This window comes from Aquitalea sp. ASV15 (assembly GCF_016429115.1).
In the GTDB taxonomy this organism is placed as follows: domain Bacteria; phylum Pseudomonadota; class Gammaproteobacteria; order Burkholderiales; family Chromobacteriaceae; genus Aquitalea; species Aquitalea magnusonii.
In genome coordinates this window covers 1-26220 of sequence record NZ_JAELTZ010000038.1, presented here as the reverse complement: position 1 = coordinate 26220, position 26220 = coordinate 1, and the positions used below count along the sequence as shown (strand labels likewise).

Below are 26220 nucleotides of genomic sequence, written 5' to 3'. Positions count from 1 at the left end.
GGCGCGCTCAGCCCGAGCGGGCCTCTGCCCCATCCTGTTCGTGCAGCCGGCTGAGCAGGCCCTGCACCCGTTCATTGTCTCTGGGCAGCCAGTCCAGCATCTCGCGCAGCATCTGGTCGTATTCGCCGGTTGGCTGGTTTTTCTTGCGCATTTGTTCGCGCACCCGTAACAGAATGGCGCAGGCATTCATGCCGGTACGCTCGTTGTACAGGCGCATGGCCATTTCATGCAGCATGCGCCCGGCTTCAGCGGCCCGGCCTTCTGTGGTCAGTTCCACCGCACGGTTGCTTTGTTCCTGCAGTTCGGCATAAGCGTGTTCGATCAGCTCGCTGCACTGGGCATGCTTGCGGGCGATTTCCAGCAGCGTGGCCAGCTCGTGCCGGCTATAGGCAAAGCGCATGGTGATGGTGCGGGCCCAGCTTGTCAGCAGCTCTGGTTCGAGCAGTGTTTCCGGCAGCCGCACCACCGCGCCCAGAAAACGCTGGGCCGATTCGAAATTGACAAAGGACTTGAGCAGGTCGTTGGCGGCCAGCTTCAGCTGCGCCAGTGCTTCTTCGGCTCTTTGCTGTGCCAGTGCGGTCAGCGCCTTGCAGGTCAGCAGGGTGAATTGCGCTTCCGGGCGCTCGGCCAGGCTGGCGTTGATATCAGCCTGCAAGCGGTCGATATACTGGGTATTGCCGGTTTCGGAATAGGCCTGCAACAGGTCGACCAGCACTTCCGGGCCAAAGAAATTATTGTTGCGGCCGATTTCCACTGCGCGTTGCAGGTATTGCGCCCCTTTTTCCGGATCGCCAGAGCGCAGGGCCGCCGTGCCACAGCTTTTCAGCCGGTGGAAATTGCGCGGCGAGATATTGACTGCTTTCTCCAGCACATCCACCGCCTGGGCGTACTGGCCCTCGTCGATCAGGTTCTGTGCCAGCAGGTCGTAGGCATCGGTATACAGCGGTGCATCCTGGATGATTTCGCGCAGCAGCTCACAGGACTCGCCCTGCATGCCCTGGTCGGCCTGAATGCGCGCCACCCCCATCTTGGCCCAGGGAATCACCTTGCTTTCCAGCAGCGCCTGGTAGATATGCAGTGCTTCACCCTGTCGCCCTTCGCTGACCAGCAGTTCGGCGCACAGGCGGTTGGCATCGATGCGATTCATCGGACCGGGGGCTGCTGCCGCCAGCTGTTGCAGCGTGTTGATGGCGGCACTGCGATTGCCCTTTTCCAGCAGCTCGTGCGCCGGCGCCAGAAAGGTTTTGCGCCGGTGCGCGCTGTTCATGCGCGTCAGCAGCAGATTGGAGTTGAAGGGCTTGAGGATGTAGTCATCCGGGGCCATTTCCGCCGCCGCCACCACCCGCTCGTATTTGCGCTCGCCGGTAATCATGATCCAGATGGTGGACAGCGGCAGGGTGCCGGTCTTGCGCAGGGCCTCCAGCAGCTCCTGGCCATCCATGCCGTCACCCAGGTTGTAGTCGCACAGCACCACATCAAAGCGGCGTCCCTTCAGGCGTGCGCGCCCTTCTGCCGCGCTGCTGACGGCATCGGAGCGGGTGATGCCGGCCATGGACAGCATGGTGCGCAGCCCTTGGCGGACGGTGAGGGAGTCCTCGATGATGAGGACGGTGGTGTTTTCGTCAAGGTACATCAGTTATTTTCCAGCCGGCGCGTCCGTCACCCTGCAGGTGCTGACGGGCACGGTTTGTACGGCATATCTCAGACGATATCCAGGTGATCGATGCCTTCCAGTGGATCGCGGCCCTTGGAGCTTTCACTGTACAACTTGATTTTCAGACGCAGGTCGTTGATCGAGTCGGCATTGCGCAGCGCATCCTCGTAACTGATATAGCCCGCTTCGAACAGGTCGAACAGCGACTGGTCGAAGGTTTGCATGCCCGACTCGCGTGAACGGCCCATGACTTCCTTCAGCCCGGCAATTTCACCCTTGAACACCATGTCGGAAATCAACGGCGTGTTCAGCAGGATTTCCACCGCCGCCACCCGGCCGCGGCCGGTCTTGATCGGCAGCAAGCGCTGCGAAATGATGGCGCGCATGTTCAGCGACAAATCCATCAGCACCTGCTGGTGACGCTCTTCCGGGAAGAAGTTCAGAATGCGGTCCAGCGCCTGGTTGGCATTGTTGGCGTGCAGCGTGGCCAGGCACAGGTGGCCGGTTTCGGCAAATTGCAGCGCGTAGCCCATGGTTTCGCGGTCGCGGATTTCCCCCATCAGAATCACGTCCGGCGCCTGGCGCAGGGTGTTTTTCAGCGCGATTTCCCAGTCTTCGGTATCCACGCCCACCTCGCGCTGGGTGACGATGCACTTCTTGTGCTGATGCACGTATTCGATGGGGTCTTCGATGGTGATGATGTGATCCTGGTTGTGGCTGTTGCGCCAGTCAACCAGTGCCGCCAGCGAGGTGGATTTGCCCGAGCCGGTACCGCCGACGAAAATCACCAGGCCGCGCTTGATCAGCGCAATATCCTGCAATACATCCGGCAGGTTCAGCTTGTCGAAAGTGGGAATCTCGGTATTGATCTTGCGCATCACCATGCCGGCACAGCCCTGCTGGATAAAGGCGCTGACCCGGAAACGGCCCAGTCCCGGCGGGTTGATGGCGAAGTTGGCCTCTTTTTTCGATTCGAACTCTTCGGTCTGGCGGTCGTTCATCACCGAGCGCACCAGTTCCTTGGTGTGCTGCGCCGACAGCGGCTGCGGGGCCACCGGGGTGATCTTGCCGTCTATCTTCATGGCCGGGGGAAATTCGGCGGAAATGAAGATATCGGAGGCATTCTTGCCCACCGCATGCTTGAGCAGATCGTGAATGAATTTTGATGCCTGGTCTTTTTCCATGATGGCCATCCGGGCTGGCTAGCTTGCCTGCTGAAGTTTAGAACGCATCCTTGGATGCCGCCTTCTGGCGCGCCTCGTTCGGGGTCACGATATTGCGCCGCACCAGCTCCTGCAGGCACTGGTCCAGCGTCTGCATGCCGTGTTGCTGGCCGGTCTGGATCATCGAATTGATCTGGGCGATCTTGTTTTCGCGGATCAGGTTACGGATGGCTGCCGTGCCGATCATGATTTCATGGGCCGCCACCCGGCCATTGCCGTCCTTGGTTTTCAGCAGGGTTTGCGAAATCACCGCCCGCACCGATTCCGACAGCATGGAGCGCACCATCTCCTTTTCACCGGCCGGAAACACGTCAACGATACGGTCAATGGTCTTGGCGGCCGAACTGGTATGCAGCGTGCCAAACACCAGGTGGCCGGTTTCCGCCGCGGTCAGTGCCAGGCGGATGGTTTCCAGATCACGCAATTCGCCCACCAGGATCACATCCGGGTCCTCCCGCAGCGCCGAGCGCAAGGCATTGGAAAAACTGTGGGTCTGCAAGCCGACTTCCCGCTGGTTGATCAGCGACTTCTTGCTGTCATGCACGAATTCGATCGGGTCTTCCACCGTCAGGATGTGCGAATAATTGTTCTCGTTGACGAAATCCACCATCGCCGCCAGCGTGGTGGACTTGCCCGAGCCGGTCGGGCCGGTCACCAGCACCAGCCCGCGCGGATAGCTGGCGATGTCCTGGAAGATTTTCGGCGCACCCAGCTGTTCCAGCGTCAGCACCTTGGACGGAATCACGCGGAACACCGCACCCATGCCGCGGTTCTGTACAAAGGCATTCACCCGGAAACGGGCAATGCCCGGCAGCTCGAAGGAGAAGTCACACTCGAACTCGTCCTCGAAAATCTTGCGCTGGTAGTCGTTCATGATGTCGTACACCATATCGTGCACATCATGATGATCCAGCGGCGGCAGATTGATGCGCCGCACGTCGCCATGGACCCGGATCATGGGTGGCAGACCGGCGGACAGGTGCAGGTCCGATGCCTTGTTCTTGACGGTAAAGGCCAAGAGCTCGGAAATTTCCATTTATAATTTCTCCACGATTACCCGGCGGTGGGCATGACGCTAAGGTTTTTTGCGATTGTAAGCGCAAGCTGTTGCAAAAGGATATGTGGACAGCAATCTAAGCATCAGGTCCCGCTGTTTTCTTTGTAGAGACAGCCCGCCATCGCCACAAGGAACACCATGAGCGATTCCGTCGCACACGCCATCGAACACGTCCGTCAGCAGATCCACGCCGCCGAAGCCGCCGCCGGGCGTGAGACCGGCAGCGTCCGCCTGCTGGCTGTGAGCAAGACCTTCCCCGCCAGTGCCGTGCAACAGGCTTACGCCGCCGGACAGCGGGCTTTTGGTGAAAATTATGTGCAAGAGCTGCAGGCCAAGGCGAGCGAGCTGGCCGCGCTGGATATAGAGTGGCACTTCATCGGGCCGCTGCAATCCAACAAGACCCGCATCGTGGCGGAAACCGCGCACTGGGTGCATTCCATCGAGCGGCTGAAGATTGCCCAGCGCCTGTCCGAGCAACGCCCGGACAGCCTGCCGCCGCTGCAGGTATGCGTGCAGGTGAATGTATCCGGCGAAGCCAGCAAGAGCGGCTGTGCCCCGCAGGAGGCTAAAGAGCTGGCACTGGCGGTGGCGGCGCTGCCACGGCTGCAACTGCGCGGGCTGATGTGTATTCCCGAGCCTACCGAAGATGCGCAAAAGCTGGCTGGCCAGTTTGCCCTGCTGCAGCAATTGCAACAGGAATTGCGCACGGCCGGTCTTGCATTGGATACTGTATCCATGGGGATGTCCGCTGACATGGCACAAGCCATTGCCGCGGGCAGCACCATGGTACGTGTCGGTACTGCCATTTTCGGGGCGCGCCACTATCATTCATAAATTGGCATTCATCAGCTGGTATTCATCAGCGGACAAGCGGCCTGCAGCTCGGCCGGCCCGCCTACAAGAGTCAAAGAGGAAAAACAGGCAATGCAGATTACCTTCATCGGCGGCGGCAATATGGCCACGGCCATCATTGGCGGACTTCACCAGCAGGGCGGCCACCAGATCCATGTGGTGGACCCGAATGACGCCAAGCTGGCCGAGCTGGCCCGTGATTTTGGCGTGAGCACATCCGCCAGCCTGCCCGAACAGCTGTCGGCAGACGATATCGTGCTGCTGGCGGTCAAGCCGCAGCAGCTCAAGGAAGTGTGCCAGGCACTGGCCCCGCGCCTGAATGGTGGCATGGTGTTGTCCATCGCTGCCGGCATCCGTTGCGATGCCATGGCGCGCTGGCTGGGTAGCGAGCGCATCGTGCGCGTGATGCCCAATACCCCGGCCATGGTGGGCAAGGGGGTTTCCGGCCTGTATGCCGCCCCTGGTACCAGCGCTGCCGACCGCGAGCATGCCGACACCATCATGCAGGCTGCCGGCATCACGGTATGGCTGGACAAGGAAGAAGGCATCGACGACATTACCTGCGTTTCCGGTAGTGGCCCGGCCTATGTCTTCTACTTTATCGAAAGCATGATCGAAGCGGCGGAACAGGCCGGCTTTGCTGCCGACGAAGCCCGCCGCCTGGTGCTGGCCACCTTTGACGGTGCGGTGGAGCTGGCGCGCCAGAGTCCGCTGCCGGTGGCTACCTTGCGCACCAATGTCATGTCCAAGGGCGGTACCACCGAGCGCGCCATCGCCCGTTTCGAGGCCGAAGGCGTCAAGGCGGCCATCATCGCCGGTGCCATGGACTGCCGCGACCGCTCCATCGAAATGGGCCAACAACTCAGTCAGGATTAAAGCTTCATGTTTCTGGAAACCGTGCAATTTCTGATCAAGACCATCGCCGACCTGTTCGTGCTGGTATTGCTGCTGCGTTTTTACCTGCAAGTGGCACGGGCGCCGTTCAAGCACCCCCTGTGCCAGTTTGTCATGGCGGCCACCAATTTTGCCGTGCTGCCGCTGCGCAAGTTGCTGCCATCGCTGCGCGGCTACGACAGTGCCACCATGCTGCTGGCCTGGCTGGTCAGCATGGTTTCCAGCGTGATCATTCTGGCGCTCAATCCCATGTACACCCTGGCCGCACCGGAAACCTGGCTGGCGCTGACGCTGCTGGCCGTGCTGGATGTGTTCAAGCAGTCGCTGACGCTGCTGATGGGTGCCGTCATCGTGCAGGCCGTGCTCAGCTGGGTGAATCCCTATAATCCGCTCAGTCCGGTGCTGGATGCGCTCACCCGCCCCTTCCTCCGCCCCTTCCGCCGCGCCACCGTGGGCGGGGTCGACCTGTCGCCGCTGATTCTCTTCCTGATCATCCAGGTCATCCTGATGCTGCCGGTGCAGTTTCTGGAAAGCAGCTTCTTGATGCAACTCAAGGTGGCGATGTAGCAAATATGTTTATTTGTCATGCTCTGCCACATCTGAAAAGATGTAGTGTAATTTCCTCAATGATCTGGAGAATCGTGATGAAGAAAATGCTGCTTGCTGCCCTGCTGCTGGGTACTGCTGCCGCTCCGGCCATGGCCAATCTGGCACTGGCACAAAAGAACAACTGCCTGTCCTGTCATGCAGTTGACCACAAGGTGGTCGGCCCGGCCTACAAGGACGTGGCCAAGAAATACGCTGGCGACAAGGGTGCGGAAGCCAAGCTGATCGCCAAGGTGAAGGCCGGTGGTTCCGGCGTTTGGGGCCCGATTCCGATGCCGCCGAACTCCCAGGTCAGCGATGCCGACATCAAGACCCTGGTCAAGTGGGTTCTGTCGCAAAAATAAGCATCATGCAGTAGCACCAGGCGGCCCCAGGCCGCCTTTTTCATGTGACAGGCTTGTTACCGGCCTGGAATGGCGCTATACCGATTGTCAGCAGCAGGTGATGACGAAGAAGGTGAATTGTCGTTGGCAGTTGCACAAATCCGATACCGTGGGTAATCTTCTTCGCCTGTCTGCCAACTCTCATGCTGGAAGCACCAAAATTATGGCCAAGCTGACCGAACAAGATATTCTCAACTGGGAAGGCGATGATTACATGAACGCCGACCATCTTGAGTTCTTCAAAGACCGGTTGTTGCAGATGCAGCAGGAGTTGTTGATCAACGCCAATGCCACTGCCAACCATTTGCAAGAGCAGGAAGCAACCCCGGACCCTGCGGACCGGGCCACGCTGGAAGAAGAGTATGCACTGGAGCTGCGCACCCGCGACCGCGAGCGCAAGCTGCTGCAGAAGATCCAGGCCTCCATCCGTCAGATTGACGATGGTTCCTACGGTTTCTGCGAAGACACCGGTGAGCCCATCGGCCTGCGCCGCCTGATGGCCCGTCCCACCGCCACCCTGTCGGTGGAAGCCCAGGAACGCCGCGAACGCATGAAGCGTCAGTACGCAGACTGATACTCTGCGGCGTTCTGCCCAACAAAGCGTCATCGCCTTGCGATGGCGCTTTTTGTTTTTTTGCCGGAGCTTGTCAAGTACATAAGGGCTTGTCGGCCTTGGCTGGTACGGGTATCTTGCTGCTATGCAAGGTAAAAACGATATCAGCTAGGGACAAACATGCAACGCCAGACCGACGACGTAAGAATCAGCGAAATCAAAGAGTTACTGCCGCCCATCGCCCATCTGTACGAACTGCCGATTACCGAAACCGCTTCCGAAGTCATCTACACCACGCGCAAGGACATCGCGGCCCTGCTGCGCGGCGAGGATGACCGTCTGCTGGTGGTCATCGGCCCCTGTTCCATCCACGATCCGGAAGCGGCCATCGAATACGCGCGCAAGCTCTCCACCCTGCGCAACAGCCTGGCGGGCGAGCTGGTGGTGGTGATGCGTGTCTACTTTGAAAAACCGCGTACCACGGTGGGCTGGAAGGGTCTGATCAATGACCCGCACCTGAACGAATCCTACGACATCAATACCGGCCTGCGCCTGGCGCGACGCCTGCTGCTGACGCTCAACGACATGGGCATTCCGGCAGCCACCGAATTCCTCGACATGATCACCCCGCAATACTTTGCCGACCTGATCAGCTGGGGTGCCATCGGTGCCCGTACCACCGAAAGCCAGGTACACCGCGAGCTGGCCTCCGGCCTGTCTTGCCCGGTGGGCTTCAAGAATGGTACCGACGGCAACCTGAAAATTGCCGTGGATGCCATCCGCTCGGCCAGCGTGTCGCACCACTTCCTGTCGGTGACCAAGACCGGTCACTCCGCCATTGTGTCCACCGGTGGCAATCCGGATTGCCATGTCATCCTGCGCGGTGGCAAGGAACCCAATTATTCCGCCGAGCACGTGCGCGCCGCTGCGGCCGAACTGGCGGCCGTGGGCCTGCCGCAAAAGCTGATGGTGGATTTCAGCCATGCCAACAGCCGCAAGGACTACCGTCGCCAGATGGAAGTGGCCGACGATGTGGCCGCCCAGATGGCCGCCGGCGATCAGCACATCTTCGGGGTGATGGTGGAAAGCCACCTGGTGGAAGGCCGTCAGGATCTGAAGCCCGGCTGTGAGCTGAATTATGGCCAGAGCATCACCGATGCCTGCATCGGCTGGAATGATACCGAGAAGCTGCTCACCACCCTGGCCGATGCGGTCAAGGCCCGTCGCGCCAAGCTGGGTACGGCCGGCGGCAAGTAAGCTGCTTGTTTCTCTCAGTAAAAAACGCTGCCTTGGCAGCGTTTTTCAGGCTGCTAATAAAGTGATTTGGTGCGATTGCACTGGACCCGGCAAAGCCGGGCCTTTCGACTAAGATATTGCTTTCGCAGCCTTCCCATCTATTCCCCTTTCCCCCCGCCCTTGCCTTGCCAATTTGAAGAAAGGAGCCTCGCTTTCCTTCCGGAAAGCGAGAGGGGGTTTGTCTCTGTGCGGCACTCGCCGGAATCAACTCCCCTGCCAGGCCGGCATGGCTTGCTCTTCTGCTGGCGTGGCATGCCGCCTTACCGCCCAGCACACGCCACCCAGTAACAACAGTATGGCAGCCAGCTCCAGCGGCCGTGGCCAGCGTTGCAGCCAGACAAAGCCATACAGCAAGGCAAAGACGGTTTCAAACACGATCAGTTGGCCGGACAGCGTGGGCGGCAGACGGCGGGCTGCGGCATACCACAAGGCATTGGCCAGCCAGGAGCCACCCAGTGCGCAGCCGGCAGCGGCCAGCCAGAACAGCTGCCAGTGCTGGGCCGTGGTGGCATGGCTGACCATGGGCAGGCCCAGCCAGTGGCAAGCCAGCCACAGCAGCAGCCCCATCACCCCGGTGACCATGCCCAGCAGGCAGGACCATTCATGGCTATCGAAGCAAGGCCGCCGGCGCAGATAGCGGGCGTTACTGGCGGCAAACCAGCTCCAGCTTGCCAGCGCACCCAGCGCGGCCAGCACCCCGCTCAGCCGTGCCCAGCTGCTCTCACCGCCATGGCTGCCGCCAAAGGTATCGATATTGATGCAGACAATGCCGGCCAGCACCAGCGCCAGCGGCCAGCGTAACTGGCGCAGCGACAAGGCGCCCTCATCCTTCAGCCCCAGCAGGGTGATGGTGACCGGCAGCACGCCGACAATCAGCGAAGCCGGGGCGATGCCCACCAGCTGGATGGCGGCGGCCAGCAGGATGAAATACAGCAGATTGCCCACCAGCGACAGCCGCGCCAGCATCAGCACATCCTCGCGCTGCAGCCGCGCACGCAGCCGGCTGGCCAGCGGTAGCGCCAGCAGCAGGGAAATCAAGCCATACAGGCTGAAGCGCACCGCGCACAGCAGCCAGGGGCTGAATTCCGGCAATACCTGCGGCACCATCAGCACCAGTCCCCACACGGCCCCGGCCATGGCGGCATATCCCACACCTTGTTTCATCTGCTTGTTTCCTGTTTGCCCGTTACCAGCACAAGACTAAGCGGCAGCCCGCTGGCAGACAAAGGATATCTCGGCATTGACGCATTCCCTGCAGGAATGGCTTGTCAGTAATCGCCGCATCTGGATTAATGCGATGGCAATGACAGGATGCGGATCGGGAATGCCACCATGCGGTGGTCACAATGGGGAGGAGCTGGCATGAGTCGTTATCTGAAGAACCTGCCACCGCTGGAAAGCCTGATTCATTTCGAGGCGGTGCTGCGCAATGGCAGCTTTACCAAGGCGGCCACCGAGCTGTGCGTGACGCAGAGCGCGGTGAGCAAGCAGATCCGCACGCTGGAGGACTGGCTCAAGCTGCCGCTGTTCGAGCGGCTGGTGCGTGGCATCCAGCCCACGCCGGCCGGGCTGGCGCTGCAGCGCGAGGTGTCTCCCATGCTGCAATCGCTGTTGCACAGCGTGGCACGGCTGCAGGCCGAGCATAACCGCCACACGCTCACCGTGAACTGCACCCATGCCGTGGCGCAGTTCTGGCTGTTCCCGCGCCTGGTGGCCTTCAGCCAGCAGCATCCTGACATTACCGTCAACATTCACGCCAGCAACAGCATGGACGAGGCCAGCGTGGCGGAGTACGACTTTGCCATTTTCTATGGTGACGGGCGCTGGAGTTCGCTGGCGGCCGAGCCCTTGTTTCCCGAGATTGTTTACCCGGTGTACAGCGCCCAGCTCGACTACCCGGCGGTCACCCAGGTGGAGCAGCTGGCCGCCCTGCCGCTGATCCAGCTGGACTCCTCGGCCTGGAACTGCATCAACTGGCATGACTGGTTCGGCCATTTTGGTCTGGCCTATACCCCGCCGGCACGGGTGCCGATGTTCAATCAGGTGACGCTGGCCTTCAATGCGGTGCTGCAAGGCATGGGCATAGGGCTGGGCTGGGAATTCATGGCGCATGACCTGCTGCAGCAGGGGGTGCTCAAGCGCCTGGGGCCGTTTGCCTTTGTCAGCGGCAAGGTGGATTTTCTCGCCCATCCCCGCCACAAATCACTGAGCGACAATGCCCGGCTGTTCAAGCACTGGCTGCTGGACAGTGTCAGCCAGCCGGCCACTGCCGTTCCAGCTGACGGACGTCATCCAGGGTATTGAGATTGGGCAGGCTCTGCGCGAAGTGCACGCTCTGGTGTTGCAGCCCGGCCAGCCAGCCACGGATGGAGCGCCCCCCGCTCGCCAGATAAGCCGTCAGCGCAGCGGCCAGCCCCGGCTGCAAGGCCAGCAGGCTGGGATGCCATTGGGCCGGGTCGCTGGCGCTGACCACCTGTTGCCCCGGCAGGGCTGTCAGCAGGCGGGCGGCAAACTCCTTTGGTAGAACAAGCGCATCGCAGGGCAGCAGCAGCAGGGTGGCGTCCGGTGCCGCCTGCATGCCCGCCAGCAAGCCAGCCAGCGGGCCAGGGTAATCAGGCAGTGTGTCCGGCAATACCGGATGCCCGTACGCCGCGTATTCATCCAGATGGCGATTGGCAGAAATCAGGATGTGTTGTGGCGGCTGGCTTTGTTGCGCCAGTGCTTGCAAGGTATGCGCGATCAGCGGCCGGCCGGCCAGCTTCACCAGCCCCTTGTCCACCCCGCCCATGCGGCGGGCCTGCCCGCCGGCCAGAATCAATGCGGTGTAGCTCATTGCCAGCGGCCGCTGGCAGCCTGATCGCTGTGTTTGGCTTCCACCCAGTGGGCGCTGCCATCCTGCAGGATTTCCTTCTTCCAGAAGGGGGCGGCGGTCTTGAGAAAGTCCATCAGGAATTCCGCCGCGGCAAAGGCATCCTTGCGATGGCTGCAGGCGGTGACCACCAGCACGATGGGCTCGCCCAGCGCGAGATAACCGATGCGATGGATGATGGTGGCGGCTTGCAGCTGCCAGCGCTCCCGCGCCTGTCCGATGATGGTGTGCAGGGCTTTTTCCGTCATGCCCGGATAGTGTTCCAGCTCCAGTGCAGCCACATCCTGGCGGTCGCCATAATCGCGCACCAGGCCGCTGAAACTCACCACTGCGCCGCAGGCCGGATTGCGCGACAGCCGGTCGATTTCCGCTCCGGCATCAAAGCGCCCGCTTTGCACGCTTACAGTAAAGGGCGACATCTCAGCCCCCGGTCACGGGTGGGAAGATGGCAACTTCATCGCCATCACGCAGTGCACTGTCCGGGCCGGCCAGCTCCTGATTGCAGGCCACGCGGAATGTCTTGCCATGGCCCAGTTCCGTGGCCCAGCTGCCACCACGCTGGCGCAGCTCCACCAATAGTTCGGCCACGCTTGTCGCGTCGGTTTCCAGACTTTCCTGGCTGGTGCCAAAGCTGTCTTTCAGCCGGGCAAAATACACCATGTTCAGTTTCATGACTTGTCTTCCGCTTGTGTGCTGGCCTTGCCATGTCCCAGCAGCATGATCCACAGATGAAAACCCAGTCCCAGCAATGGCACCACGGCCAGCAGGACGACGAAAAACCATTCCAGGGGAGATAAGAGATCGGCCATGGCTGCAGTGTAAGCAATGGCGTGGCTTGCGCCAATGCTGCTGATGGGGGAGATGGTCATGCTGCGGTCGGCCAGTATGGCGCGGCCAAGAAAAAACCCGCTGCAGGCAGCGGGTTGGTCGATTCAGCGGTGGCAGCTTATTTGACGATCTGCGCCAGCTGGCCCTTCAGATACAGATTGGCCATGGTGTCCAGATTGATGGCCTTGATCTTGCTGGCCTGACCGCAGGCACCGAAGGCTTCGTAGCGGGCGATACAGATATCGCGCATGGCCTCGGTGGAGGCTTTCAGGTATTTGCGCGGGTCGAATTCCTTCGGGTTTTGCGCCAGGAAGCGGCGGATGGCACCGGTGGAGGCCAGGCGCAGGTCGGTGTCGATATTCACCTTGCGCACGCCGTGCTTGATGCCTTCGACGATTTCTTCTACCGGCACGCCATAGGTTTCGCCCAGCTCACCACCGAATTCGTTGATGATCTGCAGCCATTCCTGCGGTACCGAGGAGGAACCGTGCATCACCAGATGGGTATTGGGGATGCGGGCGTGGATTTCCTTGATGCGGTCGATGCGCAGCACGTCGCCGGTGGGCTTCTTGCTGAACTTGTACGCGCCGTGGCTGGTGCCGATGGCAATGGCCAGGGCATCCACGCCGGTGTCCTTGACGAAGCGGGCGGCTTCTTCCGGGTCGGTCAGCAGCTGGCTGTGGTCCAGTACGCCTTCGGCGCCCACGCCGTCTTCTTCGCCGGCCATGCCGGTTTCCAGGCTGCCCAGGCAGCCGATTTCACCTTCCACCGACACGCCGCAGGCATGGGCGAAGTTGACCACGGTGCGGGTCACTTCCACGTTGTAGTCGTAGTTGGCCGGGGTTTTGCCATCGCTTTTCAGCGAGCCGTCCATCATCACGGAAGAGAAGCCCAGCTGGATGGAGCGCTGGCATACGTCCGGGCTGGTGCCGTGGTCCTGGTGCATCACCACCGGGATATGCGGGAATTCTTCCACCGCGGCCAGGATCATGTGGCGCAGGAAGGGTGCGCCGGCGTATTTGCGGGCACCGGCCGAGGCTTGCACGATCACCGGTGCATCGCACTTGTCGGCGGCTTCCATGATGGCGCGCATCTGTTCCAGGTTGTTGACGTTGAAAGCCGGCAGGCCGTAGCTGAATTCGGCTGCATGGTCCAGCAGCTGACGCATGGAAACGAGTGCCATGAAAATCTCCTCAGGTCATGCCGCGGTTGGGCGGCATGGGTTTCAAATCGGGGACTGCCTGCCGGGATACAGCGGCAATCCAATCAGGAATACGGGTAATGCAAGCCGCCTAATGGCGGGACACACCGGACAACAACAGGCCGGCACCGACAAAGGCCCCGCCGGATACCTGGTTCACCAGTTTCAGACGGCGGGCGCTATTGAGCCAGCCGGCCAGGCGGGCTCCGCCACTGGCATAGGCAAACTGCCAGGATGCCTCGATCACGTAAAACGTGGCCGCCAGCACCGCCAGCTGCGGCCCCTGCGGCAGGCGCGCATCCATGAACTGCGGAAACAGCGCGGTGAAAAAGATAAAGGCCTTGGGATTGCTCATCGACACCAGAAAACCGGTGCGGAACATCATCCAGGGCGTGTGGCGGATACTTTCGTCGTCGGCCACTTCCGTTACCGGTTGCGGTATCGCGCGCCAGGTCTTGATGCCCAGGTAAATCAGATAAGCGGCACCGGCGTATTTTACGATAGAAAACAGTTGTTCCGATGCAGCCAGCAAGGCACCCAGGCCGGCGGCCGAACCCAGCATGATGATGCCCAGGCCGCTCATCAGCCCCAGGCAAGTCACGGCGGTGCGACGCACGCCATGGTGAATGCCGTGGGTCATGGCCAGCAGCATGTTGGGGCCGGGGGTGGCGGAAACAAAAAACACGGTGGTGACAAACAGCAACCAGGTATTCAAGGGCATGGCAGTACTCCGGCAAGGGTGGGGAGAATGGCACGATAGCCGCGCCATTCACTTGCATGTGGTGATGACTGCGATCAGGCGGCGCGTTCGCTCAGAATGGCTACCGCCGGCAGGGTCTTGCCCTCCAGGAATTCCAGGAAAGCGCCACCACCGGTGGAGATATAGCTGATGTCATCGGTGATGCCGTACTTGGCAATCGCCGCCAGGGTGTCACCGCCACCGGCAATGGAGAAGGCCGGCGACTGGGCGATGGCCTGGGCCAGGGTCTTGGTGCCGTTACCGAACTGGTCGAACTCGAAGACGCCGACCGGGCCGTTCCATACCACGGTGCCGGCCTTGGCGATGATGCCCGCCAGTTCGGCGGCGGAGTCGGGGCCGATGTCCAGAATCATGTCGTCAGCGCCAACTTCGGCCACCGGCTTGGTGGTGGCGACGGCGCTTTCGGCAAATTCGGTGGCGCACACCACGTCGCTGGGCAGCGGTACATCGCCGCCACGGGCGCGGATCTTGGCAATCACCTTCTTCGCTTCGTCGACCAGGTCGGCTTCGGCCAGCGATTTGCCGATGTTCTTGCCTTCGGCCAGCAGGAAGGTGTTGGCAATGCCGCCACCGACGATCAACTGGTCCACCTTGTCGGCCAGGGCTTCCAGAATGGTCAGCTTGGTGGAAACCTTGGAGCCGGCCACAATGGCCACCAGCGGACGGGCCGGGGCCAGCAGGGCCTTGCCCAGCGCGTCCAGTTCGGCCGCCAGCAGGATGCCGGCGCAAGCGGTGGGGGCAAACTGGGCCACGGCGTGGGTGGAGGCCTCGGCGCGGTGGGCGGTGCCAAAGGCATCGTTGACGAACACGTCGCACAGGCTGGCGTAGGCCTGGCCCAGCTCGGCATTGTTCTTTTTCTCGCCCTTGTTCAGGCGCACGTTTTCCAGCATCACCACCTCACCGGCAGCTACGCTCAGGCCGGCTTGCCAGTCGGCAACCAGGCGTACCGGCTTGCCCAGCAGGGTGGACAGGCGTTCCACCACCGGAGCCAGGCTGTCTTCCGGCTTGGGTTCGCCTTCGGTAGGGCGGCCCAGGTGGGTCATCAGGATGACGCCGGCACCGGCGTTCAGGCTGTGTTCGATGGACGGCAGGCTGGCGCGGATGCGGGTGTCGTCGCCGATCACGCCATTTTTCACCGGCACGTTCATGTCAACACGGATCAGCACGCGTTTGCCGGCCAGATCCAGCTCGGTCAGTTTGTTGAATTTCATCGGTGGCTCGCTTTTATCTGTTGGATGCAATTGGCGACCGCCTTCGTGGGGAAGGCCGTACTACCGTTGTTCAGGGCGGCGACAGCGTGAGCGCCAAGCTCATTCCCGGTGGGATGGCCTGCTGCGGTGCTGTTGCTGTCAGCTACTGTACCGGGCTGCCCGCACGCTTAACAGATACCAGATCAAGTAGTGTATTTATTACAGCAGTATGGGCTTGCACGGCTGGCGGCAGGCTGCTAGCTGCAGCGCGAATACGGGCCGCCACCATGGCGGAGGCTGGGCGGGAGCGAGGCTCTACCGGGGCGCCAGCGGGTCGTTCATGGTAGCCGGCAGGCAGGGACGGTGATGACCGGCCTGCCGGTTTCCAGCAGCACGGCCCTGTCGGGCCGGCGGATTACTTGTTACTTGGCTTCGAACATGGCGCGTGCGGTTTTCAGCATCTGGTTGCTGAAGCCCCACTCGTTGTCGTACCAGGCCAGTACCTTCACCATATTGCCGCCAGTCACCTTGGTCAGGGTGGCGTCAAAGGTGGAGGCTTCGGTGCTGTGGTTGAAGTCGGAAGAAACCAGCGGCAGGGTGTTGAAGCCCAGCACGCCCTTCATCGGGCCTTCGGCAGCAGCCTGCAGGATTGCGTTGACCTCGTCCTTGGTGGTGTCACGGCCAGACTTGAAGGTCAGGTCCACCAGCGACACATTGATGGTGGGAACGCGCACGGCGAAGCCATCCAGCTTGCCCTTGAGTTCCGGCAGCACCAGGCCCACGGCCTTGGCGGCACCGGTCTTGGTGGGGATCATGTTTTCGGTGGCGGAGCGGGCACGGCGCAGGTCTTTGTGACGCACGTCGGTCAGCACCTGGTCGTTGGTAAAGGCGTGGATGGTGGTCATCAGGCCCTTGGTCACGCCAATGGTGTCGTTCAGTGCCTTGGCCACCGGTGCCAGGCAGTTGGTGGTGCAGGAGGCGTTGGACACCACGGTCATGGCGCTGGTCAGCACATCGTGGTTCACACCGTAGACGATGGTGGCATCAACGTCGTCGCCGCCCGGTGCGGAAATCAGTACCTTTTTGGCACCGGCGTCCAGGTGGACCTGGCACTTTTCCTTGCTGGTGAAGGCACCGGTACATTCCAGTACCAGGTCCACATCCAGCGCTTTCCACGGCAGTTCGGCCGGGTTGCGGGTGGAGAAGAAGGGAATCTTCTCGCCGTTGATCAGCAGGTTTTCTTCGTCATGAGCGATGTCTGCCGGAAAGCGGCCGTGCACGGTGTCGAACTTGGTCAGGTGGGCGTTGGTGGCCAGATCGCCAGTGGCGTTGACGGCAACCACCTTGAAATCGTTGTGCAGATCGTATTCGTAAATGGCGCGCAGTACCTGTCGGCCAATGCGGCCGTAGCCATTGATCGCGATGCGAATGGTCATGCTATTACTCTCCCGGAAAGTCTGGTGCCTCCCCGCGGGTGCGGGTCAGAATGGAGACACCATGAAAATAAGGCCACCCCTGCTTTGTTTTTGGATGGGGTGGCCTGTGCTTTATTTATTGGATGATGTTCTTGGTCTTGGCGACGACATTGTCGACGGTGAAGCCGAATTCCTTGAACAGCACGCCTGCCGGAGCGGATTCGCCGAAGTGGGCTATGCCGACCACATCGCCTTCCAGACCGACATACTTGCGCCAGAAGTCCGGCACACCGGCTTCAATGGCCAGACGCGGCAGGCCGGCCGGCAGCACGCTTTGCTGCCAGGCCTTGTCCTGCTGGTCGAACACATTGGTGCAGGGCATGGACACCACGCGCACGGCGATGCCTTCGGCGGCCAGCGCTTCCTGTGCTTTCAGCGCCAGTTCGATTTCCGAACCGGTGGCAATCAGCACGGCCTTGGCATCGGCTGCATCGCGCAGCACATAGCCGCCACGGGCGATGTCCTGCACCTGCTGCGCATCACGCTGCACGAAAGGCAGGTTCTGGCGGCTGAGGATCAGGCTGCTCGGGGTGGTCTTTTGCTCGATGGCATGGGCCCAGGCCACCGCGGCTTCCGTGGTGTCACACGGACGCCAGGTGTGGTGATTCGGGATCATGCGCAGCGTGGCCACTTGCTCGACCGGCTGGTGGGTCGGGCCGTCTTCACCCAGACCGATGGAGTCGTGAGTGAACACGAACACCGGGTTGATCTTCATCAGCGAGGCCATGCGCAGCGCATTGCGGGCGTATTCGCTGAACATCAGGAAGGTGCCGCCGTAGGGGCGCAGGCCACCGTGCAGAGTCATGCCGTTCATGATGGCGGCCATGCCGAACTCGCGTACGCCATAGCTGATGTAGTTGCCGTTGCCAGCAGCGTCTATCCACTTGGAACCAGACCAGTTGGTCAGGTTGGAGCCGGTCAGGTCGGCCGAACCGCCGACAAATTCCGGCAGGCTGGGCGAGAAGGCTTCCAGCGCAATCTGGCTGGCCTTGCGGGTGGCCACGGTCTGCGCAGCGTCGACGATCTTGGCGATGGCGGCATCGCGGGCTTCGGCCCAGGCTGCCGGCAGTTCGCCCTGCATGCGGCGTTCGAATTCGGCAGCCAGTTCCGGGTAAGCGGCGCGATAGGCGTCAAACTGCTTGTTCCATGCGATCTCGGCCAGTGCGCCCTTGTCGCGCGCGCTCCAGGCCGCGTAGATCTCGGCCGGAATTTCAAACGGCGCGTGCGGCCAGTTCAGCGTTTCGCGCGCGGCGGCAATTTCCGCTGCGCCCAGCGGCGCGCCGTGTACGTCGTGGGTGCCTTGCTTGTTGGGCGAGCCAAAGCCGATGGTGGTCTTGCAGCAGATCAGCGTCGGGCGGTCGCCCTTCTTGGCGGTTTCGATGGCAGTGGCGATTTCCACCGGATCGTGGCCGTTGACGTTCTTGATCACCTGCCAGCCGTAGGCTTCGAAGCGGGCCGGGGTATTGTCGGTGAACCAGCCTTCGACGTGACCGTCGATGGAGATGCCGTTGTCGTCCCAGAAAGCGATCAGCTTGTTGAGGCCCCAGGTGCCGGCCAGCGAGCAGGCTTCGTGGCTGATGCCTTCCATCAGGCAACCATCACCCAGGAAGACCCAGGTGTTGTGGTCAACAATGGTGTGGCCGTCGCGGTTGAACTGGGCGGCCAGCATTTTTTCCGCCAGCGCCATGCCCACCGCATTGGTGATGCCCTGGCCTAGCGGGCCAGTGGTGGTTTCCACGCCCGGTGCATAACCGTATTCCGGGTGACCCGGCGTCTTGGAATGCAGTTGGCGGAAGTTCTTGAGGTCATCGATGGACAGATCGTAGCCGGTGAGGTGCAGCAGGCTGTAGATGAGCATGGAGCCGTGCCCGTTGGAGAGCACGAAGCGGTCACGGTTGGACCAGGAAGGATTGGCGGGATTGTGCTTCAGGTGATCGCGCCACAGCACTTCGGCGATATCAGCCATGCCCATCGGGGCGCCGGGGTGACCGGATTTGGCCTTTTCCACTGCATCCATAGACAGGAAACGAATGGCGTTGGCTAGCTCGGTTCGGGTGACCATTTCGGGAAAACCTCAAAAACAGTAAAGGGGGCGGGACAGAACCGGTACGACAGTGATTTTCTGCCGGCGCATGGCGCTGGCATGGATTAACCGTCGCTAAATCATGGAATTATCCCTGATTTTGCCGCATTGCGGCAACCTTCACGGCGCAGGTAGTGCGCCAGTTTCATGCAATTTCAATGCCCCGTGCCGGTGTGACGGCATGGTGGCAGACTCACCCTGCCACTGTGCCGCCGGTGTGCGGGCTTGACGCCACCCCCTCGCCTCATTGACAGTCGGCGGATGTTTTCCACATTTCACCACCAGCCATTCAGACAGGGACAAGCATGCAGACTGATTTCTCGGCACGCGTCGATGCACGCAAAGTGGGCTACACACAGGGCTGGCGCTGGATCGTGCAGGCTTTTTACCTGGTGCGGCAGCAGCCGCTGACCTGGATGCTGCTGGCCGGCAGCTATTTGCTCATCCACTTTGCCGTGGCGGCCATTCCGCTGCTGGGCGCCCCGCTCACCTTTTTTCTGGCGCCCATTTTTGCCGCTGCTTTTGTGCTGGCGGCGCAACAGGCCGAGCAGGGCGTGGAGCTGAAAATGGCAGCGCTGTTTGCCGGATTTCGTCTGGCACTGCGGCCCTTGCTGAATGTGGGAATGTTGTATCTGGCACTACTGCTGCTGGCGATGATGCTGCTCAGTGCGCTGATGCCCATGCTGGGCATCCATATGGCGGCGCCGCAGGCCGGGCAGGAGCTGCCACAGCTCAGCGGCCCCATTGCCCCCTTCATGCTGCTCACCTCTGCGCTGATGTTTCTGCTCAGCCTGTGTTACTGGTTTGCTCCGGCACTGGTGGTGCTGAACGGCCTGGGGCCGTGGCAGGCCTTGCGTGACAGCTTCCGCGCCGGTATCGCCAACTGGCCGGCGGTGTTGCTGTCGGCCTTCATGCTGGCACTGCTGCTGTTTCTCGCGCTGCTGCCGCTGGGCCTGGGCCTGCTGCTGTGGTTTCCGGTGCTGTATGTCACGGCCTATACCGGCTGGAAAGACCTGTTCGCAGTACGGCAAGCCTGAGCTGGCTTAGGCGGCCAGGGTGCTGCGGCGCATGTCCACATGCAGGATGCCGCCATCGTCATAGGGTTCGGACACGGCGACAAAGCCAAAGCGTTCGTACAAACCCTGGGCGGCAGTCTGGGCTGACAGCATGATGGGTGCGCCAGGATACAGGCGCAGACTGTGCGCCACGGCCTCGGCCAGCAGCTGGTTGCCAAGGCCCTTGCCACGCGCGGCCGGTTCCAGCACCACACGGCCAATGGCGGCGGCATCCGGGTATTTGCTGCCAGGGGCAATCAGCCGGGCATAGCCCAGCAAGCGGCCCTGGTCGTCGCGCCCCAGCAGGTGGTGACAATGCAGGTCGACGCCGTCGACATCGCCGTAGATGGATTGTTGTTCCAGTACGAAAACCCGGTCGCGCAACTGCAGCATTTCATACAGTGCGTGCGGGGTAAAACCCTCAAACGGGTGGCATTGCCACTGCAACAGGCTGGCCATAGTAGAATTGCCCTCGATAATGAATGGCGCAGTGCCCTGCCCTCCCCGGCTGATGGCCGGTGTGCAGCTGGGCGGCACTGCAGATGAACAAGCTGAAACCCTATCACACAAGCAAGCCCTGCCCCATGAACAGTAACGATCTCTTTGACGAAGCGCTGCCCGCTGCCGGCATGCTGGTTCCCCCTGCGCCACCGGCTCCGCCGGTCGACGCGCTGACGGGCGACTGGATCCCGCTGGATGTCTATGCCGAACGCGCCTATCTCGAGTACGCCATGAGCGTGGTCAAGGGCCGCGCGCTGCCGGAAGTGGCCGACGGCCAGAAGCCGGTGCAGCGGCGCATTCTGTATGCCATGCGCGACATGGGTCTGGCGCATGGTGCCAAGCCGGTGAAATCAGCGCGGGTGGTGGGTGAAATCCTGGGTAAATACCACCCGCATGGCGACAGCTCGGCCTACGAGGCGCTGGTGCGCATGGCGCAGGACTTCACCCTGCGCTATCCGCTGATCGACGGCCAGGGTAACTTCGGCAGCCGCGATGGTGACGGTGCCGCCGCCATGCGTTACACCGAAGCACGCCTCACCCCCATTGCCGAACTGCTGCTGGGCGAAATCGACATGGGCACGGTGGATTTCGTACCGAATTACGATGGCGCCTTCGAAGAACCCGCCCTGCTGCCGGCGCGCCTGCCCATGGTGCTGCTCAACGGCGCTTCCGGCATTGCCGTGGGCATGGCCACGGAAATCCCACCGCATAATCTGACCGAAGTGGCACGCGGCTGTCTGGCCTTGCTGGCCAATCCGGAGCTGACGACGCGCGAGCTGATGGACTACATTCCCGGCCCGGACTTCCCCGGCGGCGGCCAGATCATCACCCCCTTCGACGACATCCTGGCTGCCTATGAAGGTGGCCGCGGCAGCGTGCGCGTGCGCGCCAAGTGGGAAGTGGAAAAACTGGCGCGTGGCCAGTGGCGCGTCATCGTCTCCGAGCTGCCGCCCGGCTCGTCGGCGCAAAAGGTGCTGGCCGAGATCGAAGAAGCGACCAATCCCAAGCTCAAGACCGGCAAGAAGGCGCTGACGCAGGAGCAACAAAACCTCAAGAGCCTGATGCTGTCGTTGCTGGACCGCGTGCGCGACGAATCGGACAGCCAGTGCCCGGTGCGGCTGGTGTTCGAACCCAAGTCCAGCCGCCAGGACCCGGACGAGTTCATCAACATCCTGCTGGCGCAAACCAGCCTGGAAGGCAATGCCTCGATGAACCTGGTGATGATCGGTCTGGATGGCCGCCCGGCGCAGAAGGGACTCAAGGCCATTCTGTCCGAGTGGATCGATTTCCGCCGCAGCACCGTCACCCGCCGCCTCAAGCATCGCCTGGGCCAGGTGGAAAAGCGCATTCATATTCTGGAAGGCCGCATGATTGCCTTCATCCATATCGATGAAGTCATCCGCGTCATCCGTGAATCGGACGAACCCAAGCCCGACCTGATGAAAGCCTTCGGCCTGTCCGAAGCGCAGGCCGAGGACATTCTGGAAATCCGTCTGCGCCAATTGGCGCGGCTGGAAGGTTTCAAGCTGGAGAAGGAGCTGTCCGAGCTGCGCGAAGAGCGCGAAGGCCTGCGCCATGTGCTGGATACCCCGGACGCCCTCACCCGGCTGATCCGCGACGAAATCATGGCCGACACCGCCAAGTACGGCGACAAGCGGCGCAGTGAAATCAAGGCGGCCGAGCGCGCCGTGCTCACCCAGACCATCGCCGACGAGCCGGTCACCATCATCCTGTCGCAAAAGGGCTGGATCCGCGCCCGCGTCGGCCACAATGTCGATCTGTCAGCGCTGGCCTTCAAGGATGGCGATGGCCTGCACACCGTGGTGGAAACCCGCACCGTGTGGTCGGTCATCGTGCTGGACAACAAGGGCCGCGCCTACACCATCGACCCGGCGGATGTGCCCACCGGGCGTGGCGACGGCGTGCCGGTGGCCTCGCTGGTGGACCTGCAGGACAACGCCAAGCCGGCGCAGATGATTTCCGGCAAGGACGAGGCCCGCTTCGTGGTGGCCGGCTCCGGCGGCTATGGTTTTGTCGCCAAGCTGTCCGACATGGCGGGCCGGGTCAAGGCAGGCAAGGCCTTCATGACGCTGGACGAGGGGGAAAGCGTGCTGACCCCGGTGGCGGTGGCCGCCCATGCCGATCTGGCGGCGCTGCGGCTGGTGGCGGCGGCGGACAATGGCCGTCTGCTGGCCTTCCCCGCCGGCGAACTCAAGGAAATGGCCAAGGGTCGTGGCCTGATGCTGATGGGGCTGGAGGCCGGGGAGTCGGTCACCGCCATCGGTCTGGTCAAGGGCGACAAGGCGCTGCTGGCCACGGTATCGGTGCGCGGCAAGGTGGCCGACGAAAAACTGGCACTGGCCGAGTTCGACGCCAAGCGTGGCAAAAAAGGCAAGCTGATGCCGAAGAAATGGACCGTGTCCGCCATTACTGACCTGCCCTCGGTCGAGACCGCCTGATGCTGGACCGCTCGCTGCCGCTGACCCCGCGCAAGGCACTGGCTTTCGTCAACGGCTTCCGCGCCCTGATGCTGCTGGTGCTGCTGTTCATGTCCCTGCTGCAAGGCACGGAAGGACAGCCGCTGGTCGACGGTGGTGCGCGTTTCTATCTGTGGTCGGCGGTGTATGCCGGGCTGATCCTCTGCTGGTTTGCCCTGCGCACCGGCAAGATCGCCCACACCCTGCAACTGTCGCTGGCCATTGCGGCGGACATCCTGATGATCGTGCTGCTGATGGGCATGAACGGCGGGGTGAAAAGCGGCTATGGCATGCTGCTGCTGCCCTATCTGGCGGTGGCCGGCCTGCTGTCCTCCGGCCGCTATGCCCTGTTCTATGCCTCCATTGCCACCGCCAGCCTGTTCGGCTACGTGGGCTACGAGCATTACCGTCACGAAGTGCTGTTTGGCAGTACCGCCGACCTGTTCCAGACCGGCTTGCTGTCGCTGGCCGGCTTCGTGACTTCGATGGTCACCTACCAGCTGGCGCGCGTGGCACGCGAGTCGGAAGAACTGGCCTCGCGCCGTGGCGGCGAAATTGCCAACCTTAACCGGCTGAATGAGCTGGTGCTGCAAAGCCAGCGCGACGCCGTCATCGTGCTGGATGAAACCGGCACCGTCCGCCAGTTCAATGCCCAGGCGGTACGCTATTTCCCCGGCATGCAGCGCGGCATCCTGCTGCCGGAACTGGCCCCGATTGTCGAACGCTGGCGCCTGAACAGCCATTCGCCCATGCCGGTATTTGTCGAGCGCAATGTGCGCGGCCGCCAGCTGGCCGGGCGCATGGTGCCGATTCTGGCCGGTGATCTGCGTGGCGTGGTGATGTTCCTGCGCGACATGGCCGACATGGCCGAAGAAGCCAAACGCATCAAGCTGGCGGCACTGGGCCGGCTCACCGCCAATATCGCCCATGAAATCCGCAATCCGCTGGCCGCCATCTCCCACGCCGGCGACCTGCTGGCCGAAGGCGCGGAAGATGCCGCCACGCAAAGGCTGACCCGCATCGTGCGCGACAACGCCCGCCGCATCAACGGACTGGTGGAAGAAGTGCTGATGCTGGGCCGGCGCGACCGGGTCAAGACCGAAACCATCAAGCTGTCGCAATTCCTGGCCGACTTTCTCGAACAGTTCGGCATGGCCCAGCCGGAAGCGGCCGGGCGCATCCTCACCACCTTTCACTGCAGCAGCAGCGTGTATTTCGACCGTGGCCACCTGGGACAGATCCTGTCCAATCTGGTGGCCAATGCCTGGCGCCACTCCTCGCGCGTGCATGGGGCGGTGCAGATCGAAATCAGCCAGCTGGAGTCGCAAGTGCTGATCCGCGTCATCGACGATGGCCCCGGCATGAACGACGAGGCCCAGTCACACCTGTTCGAGCCCTTCTTTACCACGGAAAGCAGCGGTACCGGCCTGGGCTTGTATATCGCCCGCGAACTGGCCGAGGCCAATGATGCCCGGCTCGACTACATCCCACCGGGCGGCGTTTTCCGTTTAAGCTGTCATCATGCCTATGAATAAGAAAGCCTTGCGCGTGCTGGTCGTCGACGACGAACCGGATATCCGCGAACTGCTGGAGCTCACCCTGATCAAGATGGGCCTGGAAGTGGTCACCGCCGGCAATGTCGGCGAAGCCACCGCCCGTCTGGCACGCGAGCCCTTCGACCTGGTCCTTACCGACATGCGCATGCCGGATGGCGAAGGTATCGAGGTGGTGCAATTCATTGCCGACCAGTCGCTGGATATTCCCAGTGCCATCATCACCGCCTATGGCAGCACCGAAAGTGCCGTCCGTGCCATGAAAGCCGGAGCCTTCGACTATCTGTCCAAGCCCATCAGCCTGGCGCAGCTGCGCACCCTGGTGAAATCCGTATTAAAGGTCGAAGGCAATGGCAAGCCGCTCAGTGTCGAGCGGCTGGTGGGCGATTCGGCGGCCATGCTGGAAGTACGCCGCATGGTGGACAAGCTGGCGCGCAGTCAGGCCGCCGTCTACATCAGTGGCGAATCCGGCACCGGCAAGGAGCAAGCCGCCCGGCTGATTCACGAACAAAGCGCACGCGTCGAGCGCCCCTTCGTACCGGTCAATTGCGGCGCCATTCCGGAAAACCTGATGGAAAGCGAGTTCTTCGGCTATCGCAAGGGCGCTTTTACCGGCGCCGACAGCGAGCGCGACGGTTTTTTCCAGCAGGCCAATGGCGGCACGCTGTTTCTCGATGAAGTCGCCGACCTGCCGCTGGCCATGCAGGTCAAGCTGCTGCGTGCCATTCAGGAAAAGAAAGTACGCAAGCTGGGCAGCCCGCAAGAAGAAGCCGTCGATGTCCGCATCATCTGCGCCACCCACAAAGACCTGGCCACGCTGGTCGAGGCCGGCCAGTTCCGCCAGGACTTGTATTACCGGCTGAATGTACTGCCACTGCGCATGCCGCCGCTGCGCGAACTGCGCGACGACATTCCCCGCTTCATCGGCGCACTGCTCGACCGCTTCGCCACCGCCGACAGCCGGCCCCGGCTGACCCCGGACGCCGTCAAGGCCATGCTGGCGTATAACTACCCTGGCAATTTCCGCGAGCTGGAAAACATCCTGGAGCGTGCCATCGCCCTGGCTGGCGACGACAAGGTCGACGTACTCGACCTGCAACTGACACCCTGCGCGCAGTCCGACGATGAACAGAATGCCGAATACGCCGGCAGCGAACCATTGCAGGACTTTCTCGACCGCGTCGAGCGCGAGGCCATTCTCAAGGCACTGGATGCCACCCGCTTCAACCGCACCCAGGCGGCCAAGCTGCTGGGTCTCACCTTCCGCTCCATGCGCTACCGCATGGATAGGCTGGGCATCAAATAAGCAAGCTGCAGTAGCGCGTCATCAGCATATCCATATCTATATAGAGAGCAGCATGCAAAAAGCCCGGCCCCGCCGGGCTTTTTGCTGCCTGTGTGGTGGATGAGGCCGGCTTTTTGCGTCAGATCGCCCGGTTTTCATGGCAGGCGCAGGCTGTTATCCATCGGCTGCGCTGTACTTGCAGCAAAGCTGTAATAAAACCCTCTCGACATAGTTGCTTGCTGCTCAGTTACTTAGCGTGCAGCGGGCCGGGATTTTGCTGGAATGTGCAGATTTCTTTGCACAAAGTGTTGACGAGGGTAGGGCAGGGCGGTATAGTTCGCCTCCTCAGCAGACAACGCAGCGACGGAAACGAAACGCAGCGACCTGCACCGCTCTTTAAAAAACAGAATAACCGATAGGTGTGA

General features: G+C 61.8%; 25 protein-coding genes. 11 read left to right on the top strand and 14 right to left on the bottom strand.

Annotated elements, in window-relative coordinates; all coding sequences use genetic code 11:
• Positions 1-7: 7 nt before the first annotated feature.
• From JHD64_RS15575 to JHD64_RS15565, 3 genes are all read right to left on the bottom strand, one after another.
• Positions 8-1633 carry a response regulator gene (locus JHD64_RS15575; RefSeq protein ID WP_199054012.1) on the bottom strand — a complete coding sequence of 542 codons (1626 nt, stop codon included), beginning with the start codon at positions 1631-1633 and terminating at the stop codon, positions 8-10.
• Positions 1634-1701: 68 nt separating this feature from the next.
• Entirely contained in the window at positions 1702-2838 is a 1137-nt protein-coding gene (locus JHD64_RS15570) for a PilT/PilU family type 4a pilus ATPase (protein WP_059285136.1), read from the bottom strand.
• 37 nt (positions 2839-2875) lie between these two features.
• Positions 2876-3913, bottom strand: a complete 1038-nt coding sequence (locus JHD64_RS15565) for a type IV pilus twitching motility protein PilT (RefSeq protein WP_059285116.1) — start codon at positions 3911-3913, stop codon at positions 2876-2878.
• A gap of 159 nt (positions 3914-4072) precedes the next feature.
• Here JHD64_RS15565 and JHD64_RS15560 point away from each other — a divergent pair, with 159 nt between their 5' ends.
• The 6 genes from JHD64_RS15560 to aroG all read left to right on the top strand — a co-directional run bounded on the left by JHD64_RS15560 (position 4073) and on the right by aroG (position 8479).
• Entirely contained in the window at positions 4073-4768 is a 696-nt protein-coding gene (locus JHD64_RS15560; RefSeq protein WP_199054011.1) for a YggS family pyridoxal phosphate-dependent enzyme, read from the top strand.
• A gap of 90 nt (positions 4769-4858) precedes the next feature.
• On the top strand, positions 4859-5662 hold the full coding sequence (gene proC / locus JHD64_RS15555) for a pyrroline-5-carboxylate reductase (protein WP_199054009.1): 804 nt from the start codon (positions 4859-4861) through the stop codon (positions 5660-5662).
• Positions 5663-5668: 6 nt separating this feature from the next.
• On the top strand, positions 5669-6247 hold the full coding sequence (locus JHD64_RS15550) for a YggT family protein (protein WP_103525717.1): 579 nt from the start codon (positions 5669-5671) through the stop codon (positions 6245-6247).
• Positions 6248-6324: 77 nt separating this feature from the next.
• A complete protein-coding gene (locus tag JHD64_RS15545; protein WP_059285120.1) occupies positions 6325-6630 on the top strand; it encodes a c-type cytochrome in 306 nt (101 codons plus the stop codon).
• A 202-nt stretch (positions 6631-6832) separates the two neighbouring features.
• Complete coding sequence (gene dksA / locus JHD64_RS15540) at positions 6833-7243, top strand: RNA polymerase-binding protein DksA (RefSeq protein WP_045845893.1); 411 nt, start codon at positions 6833-6835, stop codon at positions 7241-7243.
• A 159-nt stretch (positions 7244-7402) separates the two neighbouring features.
• A complete protein-coding gene (aroG, locus tag JHD64_RS15535; protein ID WP_199054007.1) occupies positions 7403-8479 on the top strand; it encodes a 3-deoxy-7-phosphoheptulonate synthase AroG in 1077 nt (358 codons plus the stop codon).
• A gap of 243 nt (positions 8480-8722) precedes the next feature.
• Here aroG and JHD64_RS15530 read toward each other — a convergent pair whose 3' ends face one another.
• Positions 8723-9682: a DMT family transporter gene (locus JHD64_RS15530; RefSeq protein ID WP_199054005.1), complete on the bottom strand. Its 960-nt coding sequence runs from the start codon at positions 9680-9682 to the stop codon at positions 8723-8725.
• Between the two features lie 198 nt (positions 9683-9880).
• Here JHD64_RS15530 and JHD64_RS15525 point away from each other — a divergent pair, with 198 nt between their 5' ends.
• The gene (locus JHD64_RS15525) at positions 9881-10822 is read left to right on the top strand and encodes a LysR substrate-binding domain-containing protein (RefSeq protein ID WP_059285123.1); all 942 of its coding nucleotides are present in this window, start codon (positions 9881-9883) and stop codon (positions 10820-10822) included.
• Here the strand turns inward: JHD64_RS15525 and mobA are convergent.
• The 9 genes from mobA to tkt all read right to left on the bottom strand — a co-directional run bounded on the left by mobA (position 10770) and on the right by tkt (position 18903).
• On the bottom strand, positions 10770-11351 hold the full coding sequence (mobA, locus tag JHD64_RS15520) for a molybdenum cofactor guanylyltransferase MobA (RefSeq protein WP_199054003.1): 582 nt from the start codon (positions 11349-11351) through the stop codon (positions 10770-10772). The genes JHD64_RS15525 and mobA overlap by 53 nt on opposite strands.
• Positions 11348-11806 carry a molybdenum cofactor biosynthesis protein MoaE gene (locus JHD64_RS15515; protein ID WP_199054001.1) on the bottom strand — a complete coding sequence of 153 codons (459 nt, stop codon included), beginning with the start codon at positions 11804-11806 and terminating at the stop codon, positions 11348-11350. The genes mobA and JHD64_RS15515 overlap by 4 nt, the downstream gene beginning before the upstream one ends.
• Before the next feature lies 1 nt (position 11807).
• Positions 11808-12059 (bottom strand): MoaD/ThiS family protein, encoded by a 252-nt coding sequence (locus JHD64_RS15510; RefSeq protein ID WP_059285126.1) that lies wholly within the window; start codon positions 12057-12059, stop codon positions 11808-11810.
• Positions 12056-12256 carry a hypothetical protein gene (locus JHD64_RS15505; RefSeq protein WP_199054042.1) on the bottom strand — a complete coding sequence of 67 codons (201 nt, stop codon included), beginning with the start codon at positions 12254-12256 and terminating at the stop codon, positions 12056-12058. The genes JHD64_RS15510 and JHD64_RS15505 overlap by 4 nt, the downstream gene beginning before the upstream one ends.
• Before the next feature lie 77 nt (positions 12257-12333).
• A complete protein-coding gene (fba, locus tag JHD64_RS15500; protein WP_059285128.1) occupies positions 12334-13398 on the bottom strand; it encodes a class II fructose-bisphosphate aldolase in 1065 nt (354 codons plus the stop codon).
• 109 nt (positions 13399-13507) lie between these two features.
• Positions 13508-14137: a LysE family translocator gene (locus tag JHD64_RS15495; RefSeq protein WP_059285129.1), complete on the bottom strand. Its 630-nt coding sequence runs from the start codon at positions 14135-14137 to the stop codon at positions 13508-13510.
• 74 nt (positions 14138-14211) lie between these two features.
• On the bottom strand, positions 14212-15387 hold the full coding sequence (locus tag JHD64_RS15490; protein ID WP_199053999.1) for a phosphoglycerate kinase: 1176 nt from the start codon (positions 15385-15387) through the stop codon (positions 14212-14214).
• Positions 15388-15788: 401 nt separating this feature from the next.
• The gene (gap, locus tag JHD64_RS15485; protein WP_059285130.1) at positions 15789-16802 is read right to left on the bottom strand and encodes a type I glyceraldehyde-3-phosphate dehydrogenase; all 1014 of its coding nucleotides are present in this window, start codon (positions 16800-16802) and stop codon (positions 15789-15791) included.
• A gap of 115 nt (positions 16803-16917) precedes the next feature.
• The gene (gene tkt / locus JHD64_RS15480) at positions 16918-18903 is read right to left on the bottom strand and encodes a transketolase (protein WP_110313387.1); all 1986 of its coding nucleotides are present in this window, start codon (positions 18901-18903) and stop codon (positions 16918-16920) included.
• 326 nt (positions 18904-19229) lie between these two features.
• Between tkt and JHD64_RS15475 the strand changes: the two genes are divergently transcribed.
• Complete coding sequence (locus JHD64_RS15475) at positions 19230-19961, top strand: BPSS1780 family membrane protein (RefSeq protein ID WP_199053997.1); 732 nt, start codon at positions 19230-19232, stop codon at positions 19959-19961.
• Between the two features lie 6 nt (positions 19962-19967).
• On the opposite strand, the gene JHD64_RS15470 is transcribed toward JHD64_RS15475, so the two are convergent.
• A complete protein-coding gene (locus JHD64_RS15470; RefSeq protein WP_199053995.1) occupies positions 19968-20438 on the bottom strand; it encodes a GNAT family N-acetyltransferase in 471 nt (156 codons plus the stop codon).
• 170 nt (positions 20439-20608) lie between these two features.
• Between JHD64_RS15470 and parC the strand changes: the two genes are divergently transcribed.
• The 3 genes from parC to JHD64_RS15455 are packed head-to-tail and all read left to right on the top strand — an operon-like array spanning position 20609 to position 25816.
• Positions 20609-22939, top strand: a complete 2331-nt coding sequence (parC, locus tag JHD64_RS15465) for a DNA topoisomerase IV subunit A (protein WP_370540965.1) — start codon at positions 20609-20611, stop codon at positions 22937-22939.
• Positions 22939-24492, top strand: coding sequence for a nitrogen regulation protein NR(II) (locus tag JHD64_RS15460; protein WP_199053991.1), 1554 nt, complete (start codon positions 22939-22941; stop codon positions 24490-24492). Before parC ends, JHD64_RS15460 begins: the two co-directional genes overlap by 1 nt.
• Complete coding sequence (locus JHD64_RS15455; RefSeq protein WP_199054038.1) at positions 24485-25816, top strand: sigma-54 dependent transcriptional regulator; 1332 nt, start codon at positions 24485-24487, stop codon at positions 25814-25816. Before JHD64_RS15460 ends, JHD64_RS15455 begins: the two co-directional genes overlap by 8 nt.
• Positions 25817-26220: the final 404 nt, after the last annotated feature.

Bases quoted from the DNA above. Each gene is read 5' to 3' on its own strand.
- JHD64_RS15525 (WP_059285123.1), top strand. From the start codon at position 9,881: ATGAGTCGTTATCTGAAGAACCTGCCACCGCTGGAAAGCCTGATTCAT.
- proC (WP_199054009.1), top strand. From the start codon at position 4,859: ATGCAGATTACCTTCATCGGCGGCGGCAATATGGCCACGGCCATCATT.
- dksA (WP_045845893.1), top strand. From the start codon at position 6,833: ATGGCCAAGCTGACCGAACAAGATATTCTCAACTGGGAAGGCGATGAT.
- parC (WP_370540965.1), top strand. From the start codon at position 20,609: ATGCTGGTTCCCCCTGCGCCACCGGCTCCGCCGGTCGACGCGCTGACG.
- JHD64_RS15545 (WP_059285120.1), top strand. From the start codon at position 6,325: ATGAAGAAAATGCTGCTTGCTGCCCTGCTGCTGGGTACTGCTGCCGCT.
- JHD64_RS15550 (WP_103525717.1), top strand. From the start codon at position 5,669: ATGTTTCTGGAAACCGTGCAATTTCTGATCAAGACCATCGCCGACCTG.
- JHD64_RS15475 (WP_199053997.1), top strand. From the start codon at position 19,230: ATGCAGACTGATTTCTCGGCACGCGTCGATGCACGCAAAGTGGGCTAC.
- JHD64_RS15530 (WP_199054005.1), bottom strand. From the start codon at position 9,682: ATGAAACAAGGTGTGGGATATGCCGCCATGGCCGGGGCCGTGTGGGGA.
- JHD64_RS15565 (WP_059285116.1), bottom strand. From the start codon at position 3,913: ATGGAAATTTCCGAGCTCTTGGCCTTTACCGTCAAGAACAAGGCATCG.
- JHD64_RS15510 (WP_059285126.1), bottom strand. From the start codon at position 12,059: ATGAAACTGAACATGGTGTATTTTGCCCGGCTGAAAGACAGCTTTGGC.
- JHD64_RS15515 (WP_199054001.1), bottom strand. From the start codon at position 11,806: ATGTCGCCCTTTACTGTAAGCGTGCAAAGCGGGCGCTTTGATGCCGGA.
- gap (WP_059285130.1), bottom strand. From the start codon at position 16,802: ATGACCATTCGCATCGCGATCAATGGCTACGGCCGCATTGGCCGACAG.
- JHD64_RS15490 (WP_199053999.1), bottom strand. From the start codon at position 15,387: ATGAAATTCAACAAACTGACCGAGCTGGATCTGGCCGGCAAACGCGTG.
- JHD64_RS15460 (WP_199053991.1), top strand. From the start codon at position 22,939: ATGCTGGACCGCTCGCTGCCGCTGACCCCGCGCAAGGCACTGGCTTTC.
- JHD64_RS15575 (WP_199054012.1), bottom strand. From the start codon at position 1,633: ATGTACCTTGACGAAAACACCACCGTCCTCATCATCGAGGACTCCCTC.
- JHD64_RS15505 (WP_199054042.1), bottom strand. From the start codon at position 12,256: ATGACCATCTCCCCCATCAGCAGCATTGGCGCAAGCCACGCCATTGCT.
- mobA (WP_199054003.1), bottom strand. From the start codon at position 11,351: ATGAGCTACACCGCATTGATTCTGGCCGGCGGGCAGGCCCGCCGCATG.
- JHD64_RS15560 (WP_199054011.1), top strand. From the start codon at position 4,073: ATGAGCGATTCCGTCGCACACGCCATCGAACACGTCCGTCAGCAGATC.
- tkt (WP_110313387.1), bottom strand. From the start codon at position 18,903: ATGGTCACCCGAACCGAGCTAGCCAACGCCATTCGTTTCCTGTCTATG.
- JHD64_RS15495 (WP_059285129.1), bottom strand. From the start codon at position 14,137: ATGCCCTTGAATACCTGGTTGCTGTTTGTCACCACCGTGTTTTTTGTT.
- fba (WP_059285128.1), bottom strand. From the start codon at position 13,398: ATGGCACTCGTTTCCATGCGTCAGCTGCTGGACCATGCAGCCGAATTC.
- JHD64_RS15570 (WP_059285136.1), bottom strand. From the start codon at position 2,838: ATGGAAAAAGACCAGGCATCAAAATTCATTCACGATCTGCTCAAGCAT.
- JHD64_RS15455 (WP_199054038.1), top strand. From the start codon at position 24,485: ATGAATAAGAAAGCCTTGCGCGTGCTGGTCGTCGACGACGAACCGGAT.
- aroG (WP_199054007.1), top strand. From the start codon at position 7,403: ATGCAACGCCAGACCGACGACGTAAGAATCAGCGAAATCAAAGAGTTA.
- JHD64_RS15470 (WP_199053995.1), bottom strand. From the start codon at position 20,438: ATGGCCAGCCTGTTGCAGTGGCAATGCCACCCGTTTGAGGGTTTTACC.